The organism is Pseudidiomarina planktonica (genome assembly GCF_900177775.1).
Classification (GTDB): Bacteria; Pseudomonadota; Gammaproteobacteria; order Enterobacterales; family Alteromonadaceae; genus Pseudidiomarina; species Pseudidiomarina planktonica.
The window spans coordinates 264,123-281,704 of sequence record NZ_FXWH01000001.1; the positions used below are offsets into that span (position 1 = coordinate 264,123).

General features: G+C 40.5%; 12 protein-coding genes and 1 pseudogene. 9 read left to right on the top strand and 4 right to left on the bottom strand.

Annotated elements, in window-relative coordinates; translation table 11 throughout:
• Window positions 1–116 precede the first annotated feature (116 nt).
• Window positions 117–3,965 (bottom strand): reverse transcriptase domain-containing protein, encoded by a 3,849-nt coding sequence (locus tag CCE91_RS01190; protein ID WP_234996228.1) that lies wholly within the window; start codon window positions 3,963–3,965, stop codon window positions 117–119.
• Between the two features lie 591 nt (window positions 3,966–4,556).
• Here CCE91_RS01190 and CCE91_RS01195 point away from each other — a divergent pair.
• The 6 genes from CCE91_RS01195 (at window position 4,557) to CCE91_RS01220 (ending at window position 9,226) form a co-directional block, all read left to right on the top strand.
• The gene (locus CCE91_RS01195; RefSeq protein ID WP_086433438.1) at window positions 4,557–5,414 is read left to right on the top strand and encodes a hypothetical protein; all 858 of its coding nucleotides are present in this window, start codon (window positions 4,557–4,559) and stop codon (window positions 5,412–5,414) included.
• Complete coding sequence (locus CCE91_RS01200) at window positions 5,407–6,174, top strand: hypothetical protein (protein WP_086433439.1); 768 nt, start codon at window positions 5,407–5,409, stop codon at window positions 6,172–6,174. Before CCE91_RS01195 ends, CCE91_RS01200 begins: the two co-directional genes overlap by 8 nt.
• A gap of 6 nt (window positions 6,175–6,180) precedes the next feature.
• Window positions 6,181–6,852: an ATP-binding cassette domain-containing protein gene (locus CCE91_RS01205; protein ID WP_086433440.1), complete on the top strand. Its 672-nt coding sequence runs from the start codon at window positions 6,181–6,183 to the stop codon at window positions 6,850–6,852.
• The gene (locus CCE91_RS01210; protein ID WP_086433441.1) at window positions 6,845–7,543 is read left to right on the top strand and encodes a hypothetical protein; all 699 of its coding nucleotides are present in this window, start codon (window positions 6,845–6,847) and stop codon (window positions 7,541–7,543) included. The genes CCE91_RS01205 and CCE91_RS01210 overlap by 8 nt, the downstream gene beginning before the upstream one ends.
• Before the next feature lie 550 nt (window positions 7,544–8,093).
• On the top strand, window positions 8,094–8,705 hold the full coding sequence (locus CCE91_RS01215; RefSeq protein WP_159454929.1) for a DUF4760 domain-containing protein: 612 nt from the start codon (window positions 8,094–8,096) through the stop codon (window positions 8,703–8,705).
• Window positions 8,706–8,809: 104 nt separating this feature from the next.
• Window positions 8,810–9,226: an MbcA/ParS/Xre antitoxin family protein gene (locus tag CCE91_RS01220; RefSeq protein ID WP_157984149.1), complete on the top strand. Its 417-nt coding sequence runs from the start codon at window positions 8,810–8,812 to the stop codon at window positions 9,224–9,226.
• 61 nt (window positions 9,227–9,287) lie between these two features.
• Here CCE91_RS01220 and CCE91_RS12390 read toward each other — a convergent pair whose 3' ends face one another.
• Window positions 9,288–9,443 (bottom strand): type II toxin -antitoxin system TacA 1-like antitoxin, encoded by a 156-nt coding sequence (locus CCE91_RS12390; RefSeq protein ID WP_086433444.1) that lies wholly within the window; start codon window positions 9,441–9,443, stop codon window positions 9,288–9,290.
• 160 nt (window positions 9,444–9,603) lie between these two features.
• On the opposite strand from CCE91_RS12390, the pseudogene CCE91_RS01230 reads away from it, so the two are divergent.
• A pseudogene (locus CCE91_RS01230) lies at window positions 9,604–10,423 on the top strand (integrase core domain-containing protein).
• Window positions 10,424–10,572: 149 nt separating this feature from the next.
• On the opposite strand, the gene CCE91_RS01235 reads toward CCE91_RS01230, so the two are convergent.
• On the bottom strand, window positions 10,573–14,817 hold the full coding sequence (locus CCE91_RS01235) for a DEAD/DEAH box helicase (RefSeq protein WP_086433445.1): 4,245 nt from the start codon (window positions 14,815–14,817) through the stop codon (window positions 10,573–10,575).
• 71 nt (window positions 14,818–14,888) lie between these two features.
• Here CCE91_RS01235 and CCE91_RS01240 point away from each other — a divergent pair, with 71 nt between their 5' ends.
• Window positions 14,889–15,821, top strand: coding sequence for a DNA-methyltransferase (locus CCE91_RS01240; protein ID WP_234996229.1), 933 nt, complete (start codon window positions 14,889–14,891; stop codon window positions 15,819–15,821).
• 60 nt (window positions 15,822–15,881) lie between these two features.
• Here CCE91_RS01240 and CCE91_RS01245 read toward each other — a convergent pair whose 3' ends face one another.
• Complete coding sequence (locus tag CCE91_RS01245; protein WP_086433446.1) at window positions 15,882–16,787, bottom strand: WYL domain-containing protein; 906 nt, start codon at window positions 16,785–16,787, stop codon at window positions 15,882–15,884.
• Between the two features lie 369 nt (window positions 16,788–17,156).
• Between CCE91_RS01245 and CCE91_RS01250 the strand changes: the two genes are divergently transcribed.
• The gene (locus CCE91_RS01250; RefSeq protein ID WP_086433447.1) at window positions 17,157–17,486 is read left to right on the top strand and encodes a YegP family protein; all 330 of its coding nucleotides are present in this window, start codon (window positions 17,157–17,159) and stop codon (window positions 17,484–17,486) included.
• Window positions 17,487–17,582: the final 96 nt, after the last annotated feature.

Below are 17,582 nucleotides of genomic sequence, written 5' to 3' on the forward strand. Positions count from 1 at the left end.
ATCTACTACCAATTGAAGGGTTTAAGATAGCGTGAATTACGCCAAGTCCTTCGAAAGGGCTCCGACGTATTTAAAATCCGCAGCCTGCTGTGACGACTCTTAACTTACATCGTTTTTTATCTATGTTTTCTTTTACGTCTTATTACTGTCGCTCGGACGCGGTCCCGCTCGAATCCGGCTGGCCGAGATTTAACTTGCTTGTACTCTTCCACCTTCCTAGTAAATGCGTCTAAATCTATATCTGCCATGTTGATAGCAATCTGTCCGGAACCGTGGACGTGAGCAATTATCTTGTCGTAGGGTTGTTTGTATGGAGCTTGGATTGTAGAACCGCCGTAAATGCCAATATTTGCTATGACGACATGTTGGTACATATGCCAGTGCAAAGCTTTGGCCATATTATCGAACGTTGCGACGTCTGGGTTATAGGCTGCGACAATGAAAAGGTCTGACTTATCACGTAAGTCTGCTGATAAATTTATATCTGTAGCATCATAGCAAATAGCGCCAGTAATCAGACGAGAGTTACCATCGTCACCGAAAACCTCTAGGAAGTGTTGGCATGGGCGGTGGGATTGCACCTCATTTGCCTTTTCTAATGGGATCAAATTTTGTTTACCTTGGTCCCGGAACATCCAAGTGCGTTCAGTACCTCTGTAATTAGGTATGAACCAACGCCCAAAATTAACTAATTTGCCATCTTTTTGGTTAAACACCATACCAGCGAAAACTATGGCCTTGGTCTTGTCCGCCAAACTTTTAATTAAATCTTGATCGTCGATATGAACCGATATCTCAGGAAAAACAATTAGATTTGCGCTCCGCTTATCTTTATTCCCAGCCGCAGAGGATCTTGTTTCTAACGTTTTATAAACTAGGCTGCAGACCGATGCAATATGCTCGCGATGAGATGCTCTAACTGTTGCTCGATTAAGCTCTATATCGTTTGTGAACCACTCTGGCTTTGGTAGTACGGGTTGAACTGTTACGATTCGGAAATTATTCAAGTCAAGATTCGGTCCCACCCGAGTTGGTAAACTAGGTACATCAGTAACTCCGCAGTACAATGAATCGAGCTTGACTATCCTATTTTCAATAACTTGAATAAGCTGCGAAATATCAGCTGCACCTGCTATATCTCTATGTTGTATCTTACTAACTTCAAAACCAGGCCATTGCAGGCACTTCATCAATAGCTCTGAAAACCAATCTGACACCGTTGCATCTTCGCCGACCATGGACTCCGGTGAGTGCATCATGGCCATACGCCTTTTAAACCAAGTAGCCTTCACACCTTTATAAGAATCTACTTTGCTGTTGTGCCAAAGATTACCAGTATAATCTGGTGATCCAAGGATTGCGGCTCTAAGAACCATGCCTATCCAGTATACTTTTCGCTTATCTTCGTCATCGTCTATCCAGTTTGGAATAATGTATCTTGGATCTTTCGATTTATCTGACGCCACCTCATCTTTCAATATATGAATATCAGTTGATGGTCGGTGAAGTTCATTCCATGTAGAGTCTTTTCCAAGCTTTATAGGAATTCCGTGTAACGAGATCGGGAAAAAGGCTTCGGTCGCTTTAAAATGCATAAGTAATGCTTTTGCTAGTTTCAAAAGCGAGTGTTCATAAGCGAAGATATGGTCGTTGGAAGTTATCAAGTCGAATAGAGTTTGCTTATCGCGTCGAAGTGTATGGGAGCGATATGGCCTGGCCCATTTAAATTCGTCTAATACTGGACTGTACTGCTTACGGTTTTGCTCTAGCTCAGTCCAGATATTCTCCCAAAATAAGCCACCTCTTTTTGCAAACGGAAGTAATCGGTCATTAAGTCGTCGAGTTGTTCTCTTACTTGCAATCTCTAAAAATCGTCTCGCGTAACTGTCATACTGACCTGTAATTTGACTTGCGATTTCGAATAATACCGCGGTCTGATGGCGATACTGGATATCTAACCCCGATAAAATTCGGAGAAGTTCGTTTTGTAGCGTTAGTTGTTGAATGCCGTCAAAATTTGGTGACTTACTATTATCAGAGCTTTTAAGATTTCCAACTAACGTAGGGCGATTTAAGGCCGCCAGAAGCATTAAGGCCTGACGACGGACGAATGTGGCATATTTGAACTCACGGTTAAGCGTTTTTACGGCAAATCTGGATAAGAGTTCGAGGATAGATTTTGGTTCAAGACTACTGGGGAAATCCATTTTGTTGAAATAATATACAAAATCGACACCACAACGAAAGAGGTCTGCCAACAAGAAATTCATAATAGCTTGATTTATCGTATCGCTATTCTTTTTAGATCCACTCCTATCTGCAGCATCTGCGAAAGAACTCCGGTCAAAGATAACTTGAAGTACTGGTTCGAATAGCTTTGCATCGGGGTAGATTTCCATTGCCTTTCTAATCAACAACACTAATGAAGGGTCTGTAGTCCAGGCATGAATGAGCTTCTTTGCTAAGAGCTCATTCTCGGTATCAGCCAACAGTTCATTGTCGGTTTCACTAACCATTGATAGCGAGATGCGTCTCTTTTCTTTTACTACCGACTCGAGCCGGTTTGCGGCGAATCGCTTTAATGTATCGGCTCGTACATCATGATCATATTGGATTAACGTGTACAACTGCCGTTCATGTTTGTTACTTGGTGGGGTATTTTTTCCAGGAGCTGATGATGGAGGTGTTAATAAACTTTCTAAAATACCTAACGTTGTATCAAGGCTATCCCGGTCATTGGGACCACTTAACTCCTGCTGAACTGATCTCAGACGGTGAGACATACTCCCAGAACTCGCCAAGTCGGCGACAGGATTTACTTTAGTTTTATCCTTGTTTATTTTTAATGTCGATCTACTCGAATTATCTAAAATCTCTTGAACAAACTTATCAACGATACCCTTTAACTCTTCCGTGTTGTTAATCTCTGCACTCACTACAAGACGTAAGTCGTCCACATAGCGGCAGTAATCATGAAGCCAAACGGATTGGGTTTTTGTAATAGGTTTATCAATCTTAGATATAATTGCCTCGTCAAACTCGATCATATAGACGTTTGCAAAAAAACCTGATGCTACTAGGCCTTGAGGTAGCCCCTTTGCAACATCTTTCAAGCCAAGCTTTGTCGCATGCTTGACTTCGTCTATATCCCAAGTCCAGTTTAAAACTCGTTTAGCGGTTAGCCAAAATACTTCATCCTTATCTGACGTATGAGTACTTTTATCTTCATTAGACATTTTCAGAAGTAGATCATTTAAATGTGCCAGATCGATTGAGTTGAAGAAGGATTTTAAATCTAAGCTAACAATATATACTTCGCGCTCACCAGACAGGTTCTTTTGAATGCTCTGGCCAATAGAGGCGGGGCGGCTTAGAAAATTCTGATAATCGACAAAAAATTTCCGATAAGACTCTGAGTTGCCCCACCTGAACCAAGCGTCATGAGGGCTTCGCCAATCACAAACTAATCGGTTGCCATAACTACATACCTTGTTTCTTTGGTCTGAGAACGGATCTTCTGTACATTCGCCTTGACGACTCTCTATACAATCAGCGAGACACAACATAACAGCGGTTGCATATGTCTGATCTCTCACCGAAAGGTGTGAAAGCGGGCGTAATGGTAAACGAGAGTTCGATTTCCCAGATTTACTCTTTGATGAACTAACTAACTCTGTAGGTTGCCACCCTTGCTTATCACTAAATTCCCAAGTTTCACTTTTGCCAGCTAATATCAGTTCCGCTTTGTGAGTAGTAAGGTTTGGGCCTAAATCACTCCGCCACTTCTTAACGGATTCTTCGATGGTGAGTGCAGATACATCAAGGGCTAATGTATCTGCATACCAATTACGCGTACGGATGTAAGAATGAGATTTTTTCCATGCCTGAGTAAGTATCAATTCGTCTGAAAGTAAATCAAACGAAGGTTTTAACTTCCAATATTTTTCACGTAATAATTTCATCATGATATCCGCATCGGGTTTTGACGTACTTAAATTACACATTATGTAAGCGAATGTTAATAGTAAACGTTAAAAAATATAACATTTGTAATCAGAGTAATTGACGATTATCAATAAGCCTAAAGTCTTTTGATTTTATTTATAGTATTGATTAATAATGTTTTTATTTGGTGTTTTTATGAGTGCGCTAAAATTTTATAGCGATGCTGTACCTAGCTACACGAATTAAAAATAGCTATAAGAGGAATGAATGGCTGTAAATCTGTTAATTTTTTGTTGCGGTTACTTTTTATGGCTGATAGGGTCGTTAGGTATCTTAAAAAGATATGGAGGTCACTGCGAGATACAAATGTTTATCGCCCTCCTCAATACATGTCTAGATACAAACTTTAAACTCAACAAGAAAGGAAGCAAAGATGAAATTAGCAAAACTAGAAAACCAAGTTGCAACTGCGAGCGATGGTGCGAACCTTGTCGGTGGACCATGCATGGTAATTGCTCTTGTTCTGTTTGTTGCAAAATAAATAGAGCAGAAGTTCTGTAAAGGACAATGTGGCTCAGAGTGATTTGAGCCACATTTTAAAGGGAAAATTTATGCAATTTTATGAAAGCACATCTTCTAAGGTTCTAGATAAACTTCTCGATTTAGATGTTGATCCACTTGGTCAGTTCGACGAAATCATACAAAAAAATGATATAAAAGAAGAGGTGGCTAAGAAGATTAATGATCTCTTAGAGAATCCAGCTGCGAGTAATTTCAATAATTACTTAAACACTGTCCAATTAAATGACGTTGACAGCTTTATTGAGTTCAGGCTCGGAAGAGGAGAACGGTCGGCGGCAGTAGTTAGAATATTAGATACATCGCGACCACTCACAGAAAGAAAGCAATACATTATACCTAACGACGTCTGCATAATTTTTTTTGGTAAGGGCGAGTGTGAAGCAACGGTTTATGAGTTTGAAGATGAACCAAATAATGACATTTTAAATCACAACAGAAAACTCATACGTAAAACGACGTCCATATTTAAAGATGGCGATGTAATTTACCTTAAATCAGGGATACATGCGTTTAGAATAAATTCGAATCGCAACCTGGCTTTTCTAGAGTTAAGCTCTAACTCGCACCAGCCTTTAGTATGGAACTTTGATGTACAAACGGAAAAAATGCTTCATCTTTCTTCGGGGAGCATACTTGACGCAAGAACCGCGGTTGCACTTGACATAATATCGTGTTTGGGAAAAGAGGATTGTGTAGATGTTGTAAGGAAGCATTACCACAGTACAAGTCAACATTACATAAAATGGAAAGCTATTGAAGCGGCGAGCTGCATTTCAACCAATTTAGCTACAGAGTTACTAATTGACGCATCACGTCAACCCCATCCAGATTTAAAAAATGCGGCTATAAAATCCTTAGAGATGAATGGAGTCACTTATAATGGCTAGTTATTACGAACTCAAAAATGCCCCTGAGCCCATCAGTCTTGATGTCTTTTTGGATGAACTAGACAAACTAGGTGACTCCATCTTTTCAAAAGAACATTTCGATAAAACCTTGCATCTTTTGCAGCGCCTATATGCAAATAGAGAGTTTCTCTTGGATGTTGTAAAAAACTATCTTGAAAACCCAGATAGTCAAAATATTAATCACTACACAAGCCAAGTATTCATCCTGGCGGAAAGGGAAAATTACACCATAAGAGCCCCAGTCTGGATCCCTGATGGTGAACTAGTATCAAGTCGAGTGTTTGCGTACGGATTAGCGCATGACCACAATTTTGACCTGTTAACTATAGGTTACCTTGGTACAGGCTACACTACCTATATGTACTCATATGATGCGGATGCTGTGACAGGGTTCAAAGGAGAAGATGTAAAGCTCAGTGATTGTAGCACCTTCAAATTAACCCAAGGATCAGCATTGTTCATGAAAGGTAATCATGATATTCACGTACAATTGCCGCCTAACGAACTAAGCATCTCGCTCAATATCTTAAAATCCTCTGGTTCGTCAACAAAGCAATTTGAATTTGATATTGAAAATCAAAAAATAATTAGACCTATTAGAAATGAAATAGGAAAATCGATACTGGAGTTGTCAGGCTACTTTTTTAACGATGAAACAGAAGGTAGATTAAAGACTTTCAGCAAGGCCACGGGCCTTATAAATTTTAACCAAAGAAATGAAGGTAATCTACTAAAGTGATCGTTTATGCATATTAAATCATTGAAACATAAATATAAATCTGGATTTTCGATAGAAGTGTCAAACTTAAAAATAGATGATGGTTGCATAAATGCTTTCGTAGGAAAAAATGGTAGCGGAAAATCAACCTTTATCAAATCTCTTATAGGGATAATAGAGAGTGATGAATATTCTATTGCACCGAACTTTAGAGCAGCTTCTGTTCGGCGGGAGACGTCTGTTTTAATAGAAGGCAGTGATTGCTTCTATCCGACACATACAACGAGACAAAACTCAAAATATTTATCCTCTTGTCGAGGTGTGAAAGCCACTGACAACTACATTGAGTATCTAGCTGATGCGTTATCCTTTAAAGACAAAATAGACTCTCGTTGTTCTGAGCTTTCCACCGGTAACAAGCGCCTAGCTAGTATTATATCGTTACTAAGCTCCCGGCCTAAATATCTCTTTTTGGATGAGCCAACATTAGGTCTAGATTTCGAAGCGCTAGGAAAACTTCATTCGCTCTTGAGAGAGCTTGTAGATTGTGGATGTACGATAATACTTACGTCGCACGACCTGAGTTTTGTAGAAAATGTGTCTGATTCTTTTTACTTTGTTGCCAATGGGAGTGTATCGAAAAAAAGTACATCTTTTGACATATCCTCTCTCTCTGACGGTGTATTAGAAAATGCTTAATAAAATTAAAAATGAAGCTTTATTTTTCTTACAAGAGTTAAACGCTAAAAAGATAGAAGTTCTGTTTGGCACGATTTTTCTCTGTGCGATTTTTGTTGGTATTTTCTGGTTTACGGACAAAGAGCAAAGTAAGATAACTCAATATCTTCCTTATTATATGTTATGGGTATTGCTGTCTGGAGTCATATCTCATGTAATTAGCAGTATTAAAAACGATACTGATAACAAAATGTTAGGCGTTCTAACTACATCGTTTTATTCCTACAAGAAAACGCTTGCCGCGAGAGTCCTAGTCAGAATCCCTTACGATATATTATTGTTTTTAATTTACTTTTTCGTTCTGAAATTCATGTTCGATCTTAGTCAAGCTAATACTGGCATGATAATAGATATAATTATTTATTATGTTATTTTGATTCCCGTAGTTGTTTGTATTTCAATCTCTATTGGTAGTGCGCTATTTTTTGTTAAGCAACACGAATTAGTATCTATTATATCAAGTATAATGGTCGCACTCTTATTATATCTGGCTTATGCATATGAAGCTTTCTTCGTCATAAGCGAAGGATTTTCTTCTACTACGGCTATTTACTTAGCAATTTACTCGCTACTATTTACAGCTTTATCAGCGATAGGATTCAAGACTTTTGATTACACTCTCTACAGAAAAAAAAGAACTGGGGGGGTTTAAGTCCAAGGATCTGGTCATTCTCTACTACGCTTTTAGTCAAGGTGATCTCTATAGTTCGGATTCGATACGGTCAATGAGTCCACACTGCAAGTTTACCTGGCCCATCAATCGTAAGAGATGACCGTTCCCATTGTCTAGATTCTAATTTTCGTTGATATTTCTGGCAGTAGAATGTGAAAACGTCTTAAAAAAAAGCGCCTACCGAGTATCTAGTGAGCTAGTAGCGACTCAAGTACCTCGAGAGTGATTTCGGAAAATGTTGTATAATTAGGCTTACTATGTTTAGAATGTTGTACTAGATTTAAGCTTGAAAGAGTAGTCGTAAAGGTACTAGGAGGAGCAAGTATGAGTATCAATGAGAAAAAAGGCGTTTAACCCAATTGTGTATAAAAAAATGGTCTAGCGGTTTTAAAGCCGTTAGGCCATTTTTTTTATACAAAATTGTTTCGAATGGTTAGCAACCCCTATCAATGCTTCGACACGAGGTTAGTCCTCGTGATTATGTATGGTCAAGAACCAAAGCATCACTATCGTTTTTGAAGGATCTCAAGTGCCTGTAACAATTTATATAATCTCTATCGCCGCTGCTGCTCTGATGGCTTACTTGGGAATAGTTAATCAACGAGAGGTTAACCGTAAACGCGCGGCAATTGATATGCTCGCCTCTCTAGAAGCGGATAAAGAGTTTCAGGACGCTGCAGAGGCGTTCAGAGATGTGCGTGATGGCAAAGGCGGGCTACTCGCAATGTCGCAGCTTCTTGAAAGAGTAACTGGCGGGTCAGAAAAAGCTTTAAAAAGCCAACAGTTTTTAATCGACAATTACCTTAACCAATGTGAATTACTATGTATAGGAATATACTATGGAGCTATTGATGAGCTCATTATGTTTAAATGGATGCGGGGTTCTTTAGTACATGATTGGCATGCCTCCAAAGATTATGTGTACGCTATTAGAGAGAGTTCTGGTAATGACAATATTTTTGAGTACTTAGAAAAATTCGGGAAGGCTTGGAATGGTCCTCTTGACCCGAAGAAAATAGATGGAGTCGAGTATAAGATTTGTTTTGTCACCCGTAAGGACAATCCATATGATCTGTTAAACGGAAAAGGCAAGCCAGATGTGACCCAAGGATCGTTTTTTCGTTTCCGGACAAGACGCTAATATTTTGATTGCAGTAAAAGCTATCAGGCGATTTTTGATCAGCGCTATTTTATGTAAGAAAGTCGATGCGAAAAGGAGCCTTCAAACGACTGAGGGAATATATTGTGCAAACGAATACACTCACTGAAGACCCGAACCGATTTCAAGAACATCATAGCGGCGCTAGCGTTGATGATGACCGACGATGTTTTGATATCGCCGTTAGAATGTTGGATTTTTGGGGGTTTAACGACCAAGAGAAGGCAAAAGTTCTTGGTGATATTTCTGTTTCAACTTTTCGCAGATACAAACGAGGAGAAATGAAGAGGCGTTTAACTGCAGATTGCAGAACTCGCATTTCCTTAATCTTGGGTATCTATAAGGCTCTTCGCATCATTTTTGTCCAAGATATGCACCACGCTAAGTGGGTCAACAATCCTAACAAACGTCTAAATGAATTGTCACCAAAAGCCGTGATGGTAATGGGGTCAATGATAAACCTATACGATATACGTCGATATTTAGATGCGGTTCGAAACTAAATGACTAAGAATAATATAAGCGTACGAAATATTCGAAAACGTTAAGCTCCGTTAATCTGCGCTACTTATCCTTCATCAAATCGACTAACGATTTAGTAGGCTCTGGCGGGGTATCGAGAGATTGTAATAATTTCTTCCACGCATGAGGGTTAAGCTTCATGACCCTCGGTTGCGGTAATCTGTTTTCAGCCTCTTCTTGCTTATTAACTTTGTCCATATCTTATCAAACCCTTTCGAGTTGAGCTCCTACTGATACTGAGTTTGCCGTCTCTGAACTTAATTATAGGTCCAGCTGCAGATGTAAGCATCCCTTAAAATAGGACCAGTGAATTTTTAGTGTGTCTGTGGATAATACCCTTAACCACGGAGACAATAAAATGCGAAAATCATGTTTTACAGAAACTCAGATCCTGAAGGTTTTGAAAGAGGTTGAAGCAGGCCGCCAGGTAAAGGATGTTTGCCGTGAATACGGCATCGCCGACGCCATTTACTACAACTGGAAATCAAAATACGGTGGTATGGACGTCTCAGACATCAAGCGACTGAAGGAGCTTGAGGAAGAGAATGCCAAGCTTAAGCGCATGTACGCGGATATGGCGCTGGAAAACACCGCGCTCAAGGATGTCATAGAAAAAAGCTCTGACGCCGGCAGACAAGCGCGAAACCGTCGACTACTTGATATCAGAGCACGGTTTGAGTGTAAGACGCAGCTGCAAAGTACTAAAGCTGAGCCGCTCTGTTTACACCTATCAACCTGATACAAGCAAAGAAGACGAGGTCATTGAAACGTTGACGATAGAGATTGATTTAAACCTACTGGCAACTCGAGTGATCAGAACATTGAAGCGTCTAGCCGCCTGGCGTGGCTATCCAGAGCAGGTTCGCGTCGACAATGGACCCGAGTTCATTTCAATCGCTCTGGCTGAATGGGCGGAGGAAAACGGGGTTCACCTTGAGTTCATCAAGCCCGGAAAACCGACGCAAAACTCATATATTGAACGATTTAACCGAACTTACCGCAATGAAGTGCTTGATTGCTACGTATTCAGAAGCCTGAGAGAAGTCCGGGATATAACTGATAATTGGTTGCCACAATATAACGATGAGCGACCACATGAATCACTCGGTAACCTGACACCGTCACACCGTCACACCGTCGGAATACGGATTGGTAAAAACGAACGAACAGACCTCTAAAAATGCGTAGCACTAACTAAGGGATGTTTACATACTGAGATGAACATAAACTTAGTTCTTCAAAGCAATGTTTTTTATGCGCCTCTTTAAATATCGCTGTATATAGTGTGATGCTCCAATATTCAATCTTAGGTATTTAAAGGCGTGTATTAGCTTCGATCTGAGTATTTAATGTTAAGATTCATCTCGTACTTCGGATCAGAAAGGCTAAATTTTTTCGAATTTCTTAGGTAGTTCGATGAATAGAGCTTTATGAGACGGGAGGCCTCAACCACCTCTATTTCTTTGGGTATGTGTTTTACTAATTCTTTGCTAATAATTACAATAGCTTTGTGCTTTGCTCTAGAGATAGCAACATTAAAGCGCTCTAAACCAAAAATAAACTCTTCCTCCTGCATGATCGAGTCTCTATCACTTAAAGCGTAAGAAACAATAATTACATCTTTCTCTTGGCCTTGGAAACGCTCTACGGTATCAATCGCATCATATATTTTTGATTTATCAATACTAGGGCTCGACAATTTTTTGGTCAGTGAGGAATATATAGATGATTTCTGCGCGACATGTGGAGTGACGATACCCACCCCATGCTCAAAAAAATCGTCATGTCCGTAAGCTAGTGACTTTTCGCTAGGAGCTAAACTTCCATATAAAGCCTCGATAATTTCTACAGTCAACTCTGTTTCGACAGTGCTTCTCTGTGGGCTTGTGGTGTCGTCGTGGACTATACAAACAAGAGCTTTTTCTGGATCGACCACAAACTCTAACCAATTATCGGATTGTCGGCTTGGCGTATTCGTGCGCTGTAAAGCGATTTTAGATTGCGCGTTATTAGAGCGGAATTCCTTTCTGTAGCCGGCATTTCTGCTGAAAGCAACAATTTCTTCATTCGAACGATAATTCAACTGAAGCATGGTCTTTTCTATGTTCCAATAACCGGTGTAGAAATTAAAAATGCTTCCGAGCTGGCTTTCACAATGAAGAGGCATTTCCGCCTGAAATATCGGAGGCATTTGCTTATCGTCTCCCACAACCGTGAGAGATGCGTTTTCCGCAAAGCTTGGAAATACCATCATCATTGATGCCATATCTAGTTGCGATGCTTCGTCAACGATAATATGGTCAAACATTGGCTCAGTGCTACATTCATTTCCTGCCATTTTATTACGAATGTTGAAAACTTGCTGAGGGGTTGCGAATACTACTGTATGACGATTTTTGGTCCTTAATTGATGCAAAAGTTGACGCAAGTCAGGATTTTTTTCATCACTAGTTGCTACTAGACGAATTGGCTCGCTCAAGTGTTTTGGAGTAACCAGTTGGCTGGAAAATAGCCGATATAAATCAATTTCTAAATCTTTATTAAAATTGTTTACCTCGTTTGCTAACTTGCGACATAAAGTGTCAATTGCTACCCAGGTGTTAGCCGTCACAAGCACTCTTAATGGTGCTTCTTCGTTGATGTTTCTATGATGGATAAGGGTCGCAATGCCTCTGGCAAGGGTTGATGTTTTTCCTGTCCCCGGTGGACCCCAAATAATTCCTAGTTTCTTATCATGAATGGTTGAAACTGCATCGCGCTGGCTTTCATTAAGTTTTGAGTTTTCCGATGCTTCTAACAGGTCCAAAGTTTTAAGTATCTCATTAGGTTTTTTGGCTTTGGTGGGGAGCGAGCTTGCTGCCCATATAAAACTCTCACATGGTACCGTAGGGGTTATAGAACGCCTCTTCTGACGAGGTTTTATCCGATTAGGAACAGATAAAACAGGTTTGCTATTAGCTAATGGGGGGTTCTTAATCGCTTTTATGCTGGATTTTATTTTTTTTAGAGAAAAGTTGATATGGATTGGATCAATGATCGCTCGGTTTTTCGCAGTGATGCTTGAAAAGTCCACCGTGCCTGTACTGAAGAGTTTACTCCTGATTTCTGAACCCCAGTCCCTGAATCTAACAACAATATATTTTGAATCTCTGTCAAATACTTCAACTGTTATGTCAAAGAGATTTCGTAATGGTTTATTCAAGATGCTTTTGTGTTTATCCGCAAAGTTCCGGTAATCCAAGCCTAGCTTTCTTAAAAAATATATTACTTTGTATGATGCTTCTGAAGATAGCTTTTCCGGCAAGATAGAATACCCAATGGAGTTCACTTTTATTTTTGAGTGTATAGAGCGAGCGCAAACTTTGAAAACCATAGTGTTTTTTGAGTGAAGGTTATGCTCCTTCAGAATCTTCTTGGCGTCTGCTCCAGTGATTCGTTGGTCCAATCGAATAGAGTAGAATCGCGCTTCTCGTTCATATTCATCTAAGCTTTGGACTCTATCTGTTTCAAATTCTTGAAGGGCGTTGTTTAGGCTAGCAAATGAGTACCAAATCTCACCATCGTGGCTAACTCCTGGTAGATCGTTTCTCGGCTCTAGTAACTTTAAAGCGGGACCATTTGGCCTTGCTTTGAGAGGAAAATCCTCATTGGCTCTTAGTATTATTCGATCTAAATTATTTAGCTTGTTTTTGCACGTCTGAATAACCTGCTTTTCAATTTCTTTGTAGTGGAAATTGTTTCGCTCTGATTTCGACCAAATATCGTGGGCCCTCTCTGAGGGGATGTGATCTGATAAAGGATCGTTGTACATTGTTGAAAAAACACTACTTGGGGCAGCATCAAAAAAGCTTGGATAGTACTGCTGCGAAAGCAAGGTCATATTATAGTAGAATGGAATGTCTGCAGATACAGAGTTCATAATTAATGACTTAACTATAGATAACGGTCGGCTGCTATTCGCGTACTTAGGATCGGGCAAAACCTCCTCGGATGGAAACATCCAACTGAATGATGCCAAGTCATCCGGAGAATTTAAAATATCTGTTAAATGTCTTGATATCACTCTTTTTAGTTGAGCAAAGGAAGTCTCATCCCATAAATATACTTGATATTTCAATTCATCATTTTCGGTTTTATGTTCATTTAAAAATTGCGTTATTTTGGTCAGCCATAAAAGGAGTATTGATCGCTCTGTATCATGCTTTTTCTCTTCAACAATATAAACGTCGCTCTTCAAACTTTCCCTTTTACCATTGTGAAGTTTCCAGGCTTTCCACGAGAAAGCTAAAGTTAGGCCAGAAGAAATATCAAACTCAACGCCGAGCAAAACATAAACACTTATAGACTTAGGTAATAAGGTATTACTTGAACGTGGAGCTCTTTTTGCTGTAAGTGAACCTAGCGCTGAAGCTCGTTCTGCGAGAACTGAGCGAGACGCTGTTAACGTATAGTGTTTGTCATATACTTTGTCCGTAGCTGACAAAGCTGATAGATCTTTAATAGTTTTTATTTTATGTTTAACTAAAACATCAGAAGCTCCTCGAGTGAGCCCAATCACTTGGCATAGTTCTTCTTTATCCACCGCTTTCGGCCAACAGTGCTCTTCGTGAATTTTGGTATTCTTAGTCCATTTATAGCCTAGGTATTCGCAACCGATACAGGCCGGAGAAACATGCCATGGCAATTCATCCCATTTTTGTTCCAATAAAACTTGAGGAAGATCTTCCTCTAAGAACTCTTTGACACGGGATGTATATACGTCTTTCGGTAGAACAGTTAGGTCCTCATGCAGGGAGCTCGTAGCTTCCTCTGAGGAAAGTATGACTTTCGCTTTTTCCGCTTCTAAGTATTTTGTTCCTAACGTCGAGCCCAAGTGTTTTCCGGGCCAAACTGCAGCTTTGGCCGATACAAAGAAACGATCACTCAAATTATTATCGACAAGCCACGCGGCGAGTATCATTGAATAAAATGCGACCTCACCAAAGTATGGGATTGATGCACTTGCCGCCAGCTTTATATCAATTACCCGCAAGCCAATAAGGTTTTGGGAAGCTATTTCAATTTCTCCGTTACTGGATATGGCCTCTCTATCAACGTCGTCATTTGGCGTAATTAGTTCTATTATGTCTGGGCGAAATTCTTTGGAGAATCTTAGTCCATGTTCACCTCGCTTCTTCAACTGCTCAGAGAGGTAGTTCAATTGAAATGTCTTTTCGAAGGAGGGAGAGACAGTGAAAGAAGGCTCTAAAATAAACCGTGGCAGCTCGCTTCGATTTAATACGTCTAGAAGGCTACAGCTTGTAAATTTTGACTTGGTATTGACTTTAAACAGGACCTCATCGGAGAACACTTTTATGAGGTCGTTAAAAACCTCTTCTTCCCACGCTTGTCCAGCTTCTGTGAGGCCAACTAGAGCTGGCCGTCCTGAGTCTGCAGGTGGCATGGTGAGTTGCGCCGCCCGCTCATCACGAGCTTCAATGTTCGAGTCCTCGGGATATAAATCGAGTCTGAGTCGGCGAGCGCAATTAGTGCGTAAAAAGTGAGATAAAGCTTTCTTTTTTAGAGTTGCCATGGTTTACAAAATCCTTTTTTAACTGGACCATGTTTTAACACGATGTTAAAGTAATAGTAACCTTATTGTAAATGCGAAAGACCATGCTAAAACCTGAAACGACAATACCGGGAACCAATTTCCAGAATAAAATCTATCAAGGCGACTGCGCTGAGATGTTGAAATCAATCGCTGATAATAGCGTGGACTTTATAATCACATCTCCGCCATACGCTAACCAGCGCTCTAAATCATACGGCGGAGTAAAGCCAAATGAATATGTAGAGTGGTTTCTTCCCATTGCGGAGCAACTTAAAAGGGTTCTAACCCAAGATGGTTCGTTCATTCTTAATATTAAAGAGCACGTAGAGAACGGTGAGCGACATACTTATGTTCTCGAACTAATCTTAGCATTGAGGAAAATGGGGTGGCGTTGGACTGAGGAATATAGTTGGCACAAGAAGAATGCGTTTCCAGGAAAGTGGCCAAATAGATTCAGAGATTCATTCGAAAGGTGTTTACACTTTAATTTGGATAAAAGCTTCTATATGGATCAAGACTCAGTAATGGTCGAGATGGGCGACTGGAAGGACAAGCGATTTAAGTATCTGACAGGTAATGATTTAGAGCGACACGCTTCGCAAGTTGGCAACTCGTTTGCGAAGAATATTGCTAACTGGGAGAAACGTGATAAAGCCTACCCAAGTAATGTCCTCAGCTTAGCGACAAACTGTAAAAACGTGGGTCACCCCGCGGCGTTTCCTGAATCACTACCTAGTTGGTTTATTAAGCTATTTACTCGTGAGAGAGGCGTAGTTTTAGATCCATTCATGGGCTCCGGTACAACAGCGCTATCCTGTATTAAATTGAAAAGGCAATTTATTGGGATTGAAATGAGTGAGGAGTATGTCAAGTTGAGCTGTGATAAAATAAACAAGGCACTAGGATTAACCATAAAGCCTAAATCTAAACCAAAATCCAGAAAAAAAGGCGAGTGCCCTCACATGGCTCCGCTCGCTCCGTAGCCCTTAGAATAATTGATGTGATATTTCTTAAGTAGTAGTTAGATCGTTGAAATTGGGCATTTAAGTAGAGTCAGGTACCCCTCCAGGTGCTAAATGCTTGTTGGGAAAGTGAACAGTCGATGTGTTTCTTAAATGCAGCATAATGTGATCGCCGTTTAATAAAGCATCAACTGAAACATCAATATTCCAGCTATCGAGCAAATAGCCGGCCAACGCCCGACGAACTCGTTTACAGAGCAAGTTGTCTTCCATGCGGTACTCATGGGCGATTACGTTGGTACTGCCTTGCAGTCGAGGATGGGGCTGTATCTCTAACTCTACAAAAGTGTTCCAATCATCGTCTGCTTTAGCTTTCTCTTCACTACTTATTATCTGACTTGTGCTTTTTGTTACCGACAAAATTCGATTGATAACGAAGTCTATGAACTGATTTCTTTTCCGATCAAAGGCTCTTACGTGCCAACGTAATCCACTATCAGCAATTGAGTGAGGTACGATATCTCTAGTTGACCCATCAGGGTTTGATTTGGAGAGGTAAGATATTGAAATAACCTGGTTCCGTCGAATCGCTCTTGTTACTGCAGACAAGATATTTAGGTCGACATTGAACAATGAGTTCTTAATTGCAATCGCTTGCCCTTCTATATGTGCAAAGCTATCACCAAAGCCATCTGTTAATGTACTTACACACTTTGCTGTAGATACAGGAATAATTGGTTGTGCGCCTTCCTGCCACTCATAACGTTTGATATTAGGCCTGTAAATGATGTTATCTGGCGCTAATTCGTTATAAATCCGGAACGTCCGCGTTGCACTGGCGTCGCTAATTTCGAAACGGGAAGTCAGATCAGCTCGTGAGACTACTCCGTAGAAACGCCCCATAAACTCTATATGTGCGAGCAGTTCTTTTTGATACCCAGTAAGTTTGCTTAACATCCGCTCTCCATTGGAAAAATCGATCAGCATCAAAATTTCGATCGGAAAAACTAATCAAAAAGCTTGACTACGTCAATATGACTAGTATTATCGTAAGTGCAGAAAAAAAGCCACCTTTGGTAGCTTTTTCTCTGAGGTAACTAACTGGAGTTAGTAACCACTGTCGTGTGAGAACCATAGTGTCTATTAACTCCTGATTAGTGTCAAATCATTTAGATATAGGAGTAGCAACTATGGCTACCAATCCCCCTGTTGGTGATAACCAACGCCGTGGCGCTGTGCGCCAACGCTCTCAGACTCAAAGTGGTCATTGGGTTAAGCGTGACTCTGCAACGGGTCAATTCATGGATGTAAAATCAGACGGGGCCCCTTTTAAAGGGGTTCGGAAGGAGAAGTAGCATGTCAGCACGATATGAGATTTTCCTAGCCCGTAACACCCAATACTACTTCCGTCTTAAAGCTGCCAACAGCGAGGTGATTTTACAAAGTGAAGGGTATCTCTCCCGCCAAGGCGCAGAAAATGGCGTCCGATCGGTTAGAGAGCATAGCCCCCACGACCATTATTACTCGCGTTTGCGTAGCGCTGATCAGCAGCATTACTTCACGTTAAAAGCAGCCAACAACGAAGTTATCGGTGTCGGTGAAACCTATACGACCAGCTCATCTCGTGATGACGGAATTGAGTCTGTTAAGCGTAATGGGCCGACTGCACCAATAACTTACGTTTAGTTACTTCCTTTAGGACCAAGTTGGGGCCCCGCGCGGGCTCCATTATTTGTGCACGCATGCGCAGTTTGGACCCTTATTCTCCGAATAAGGAAGAAT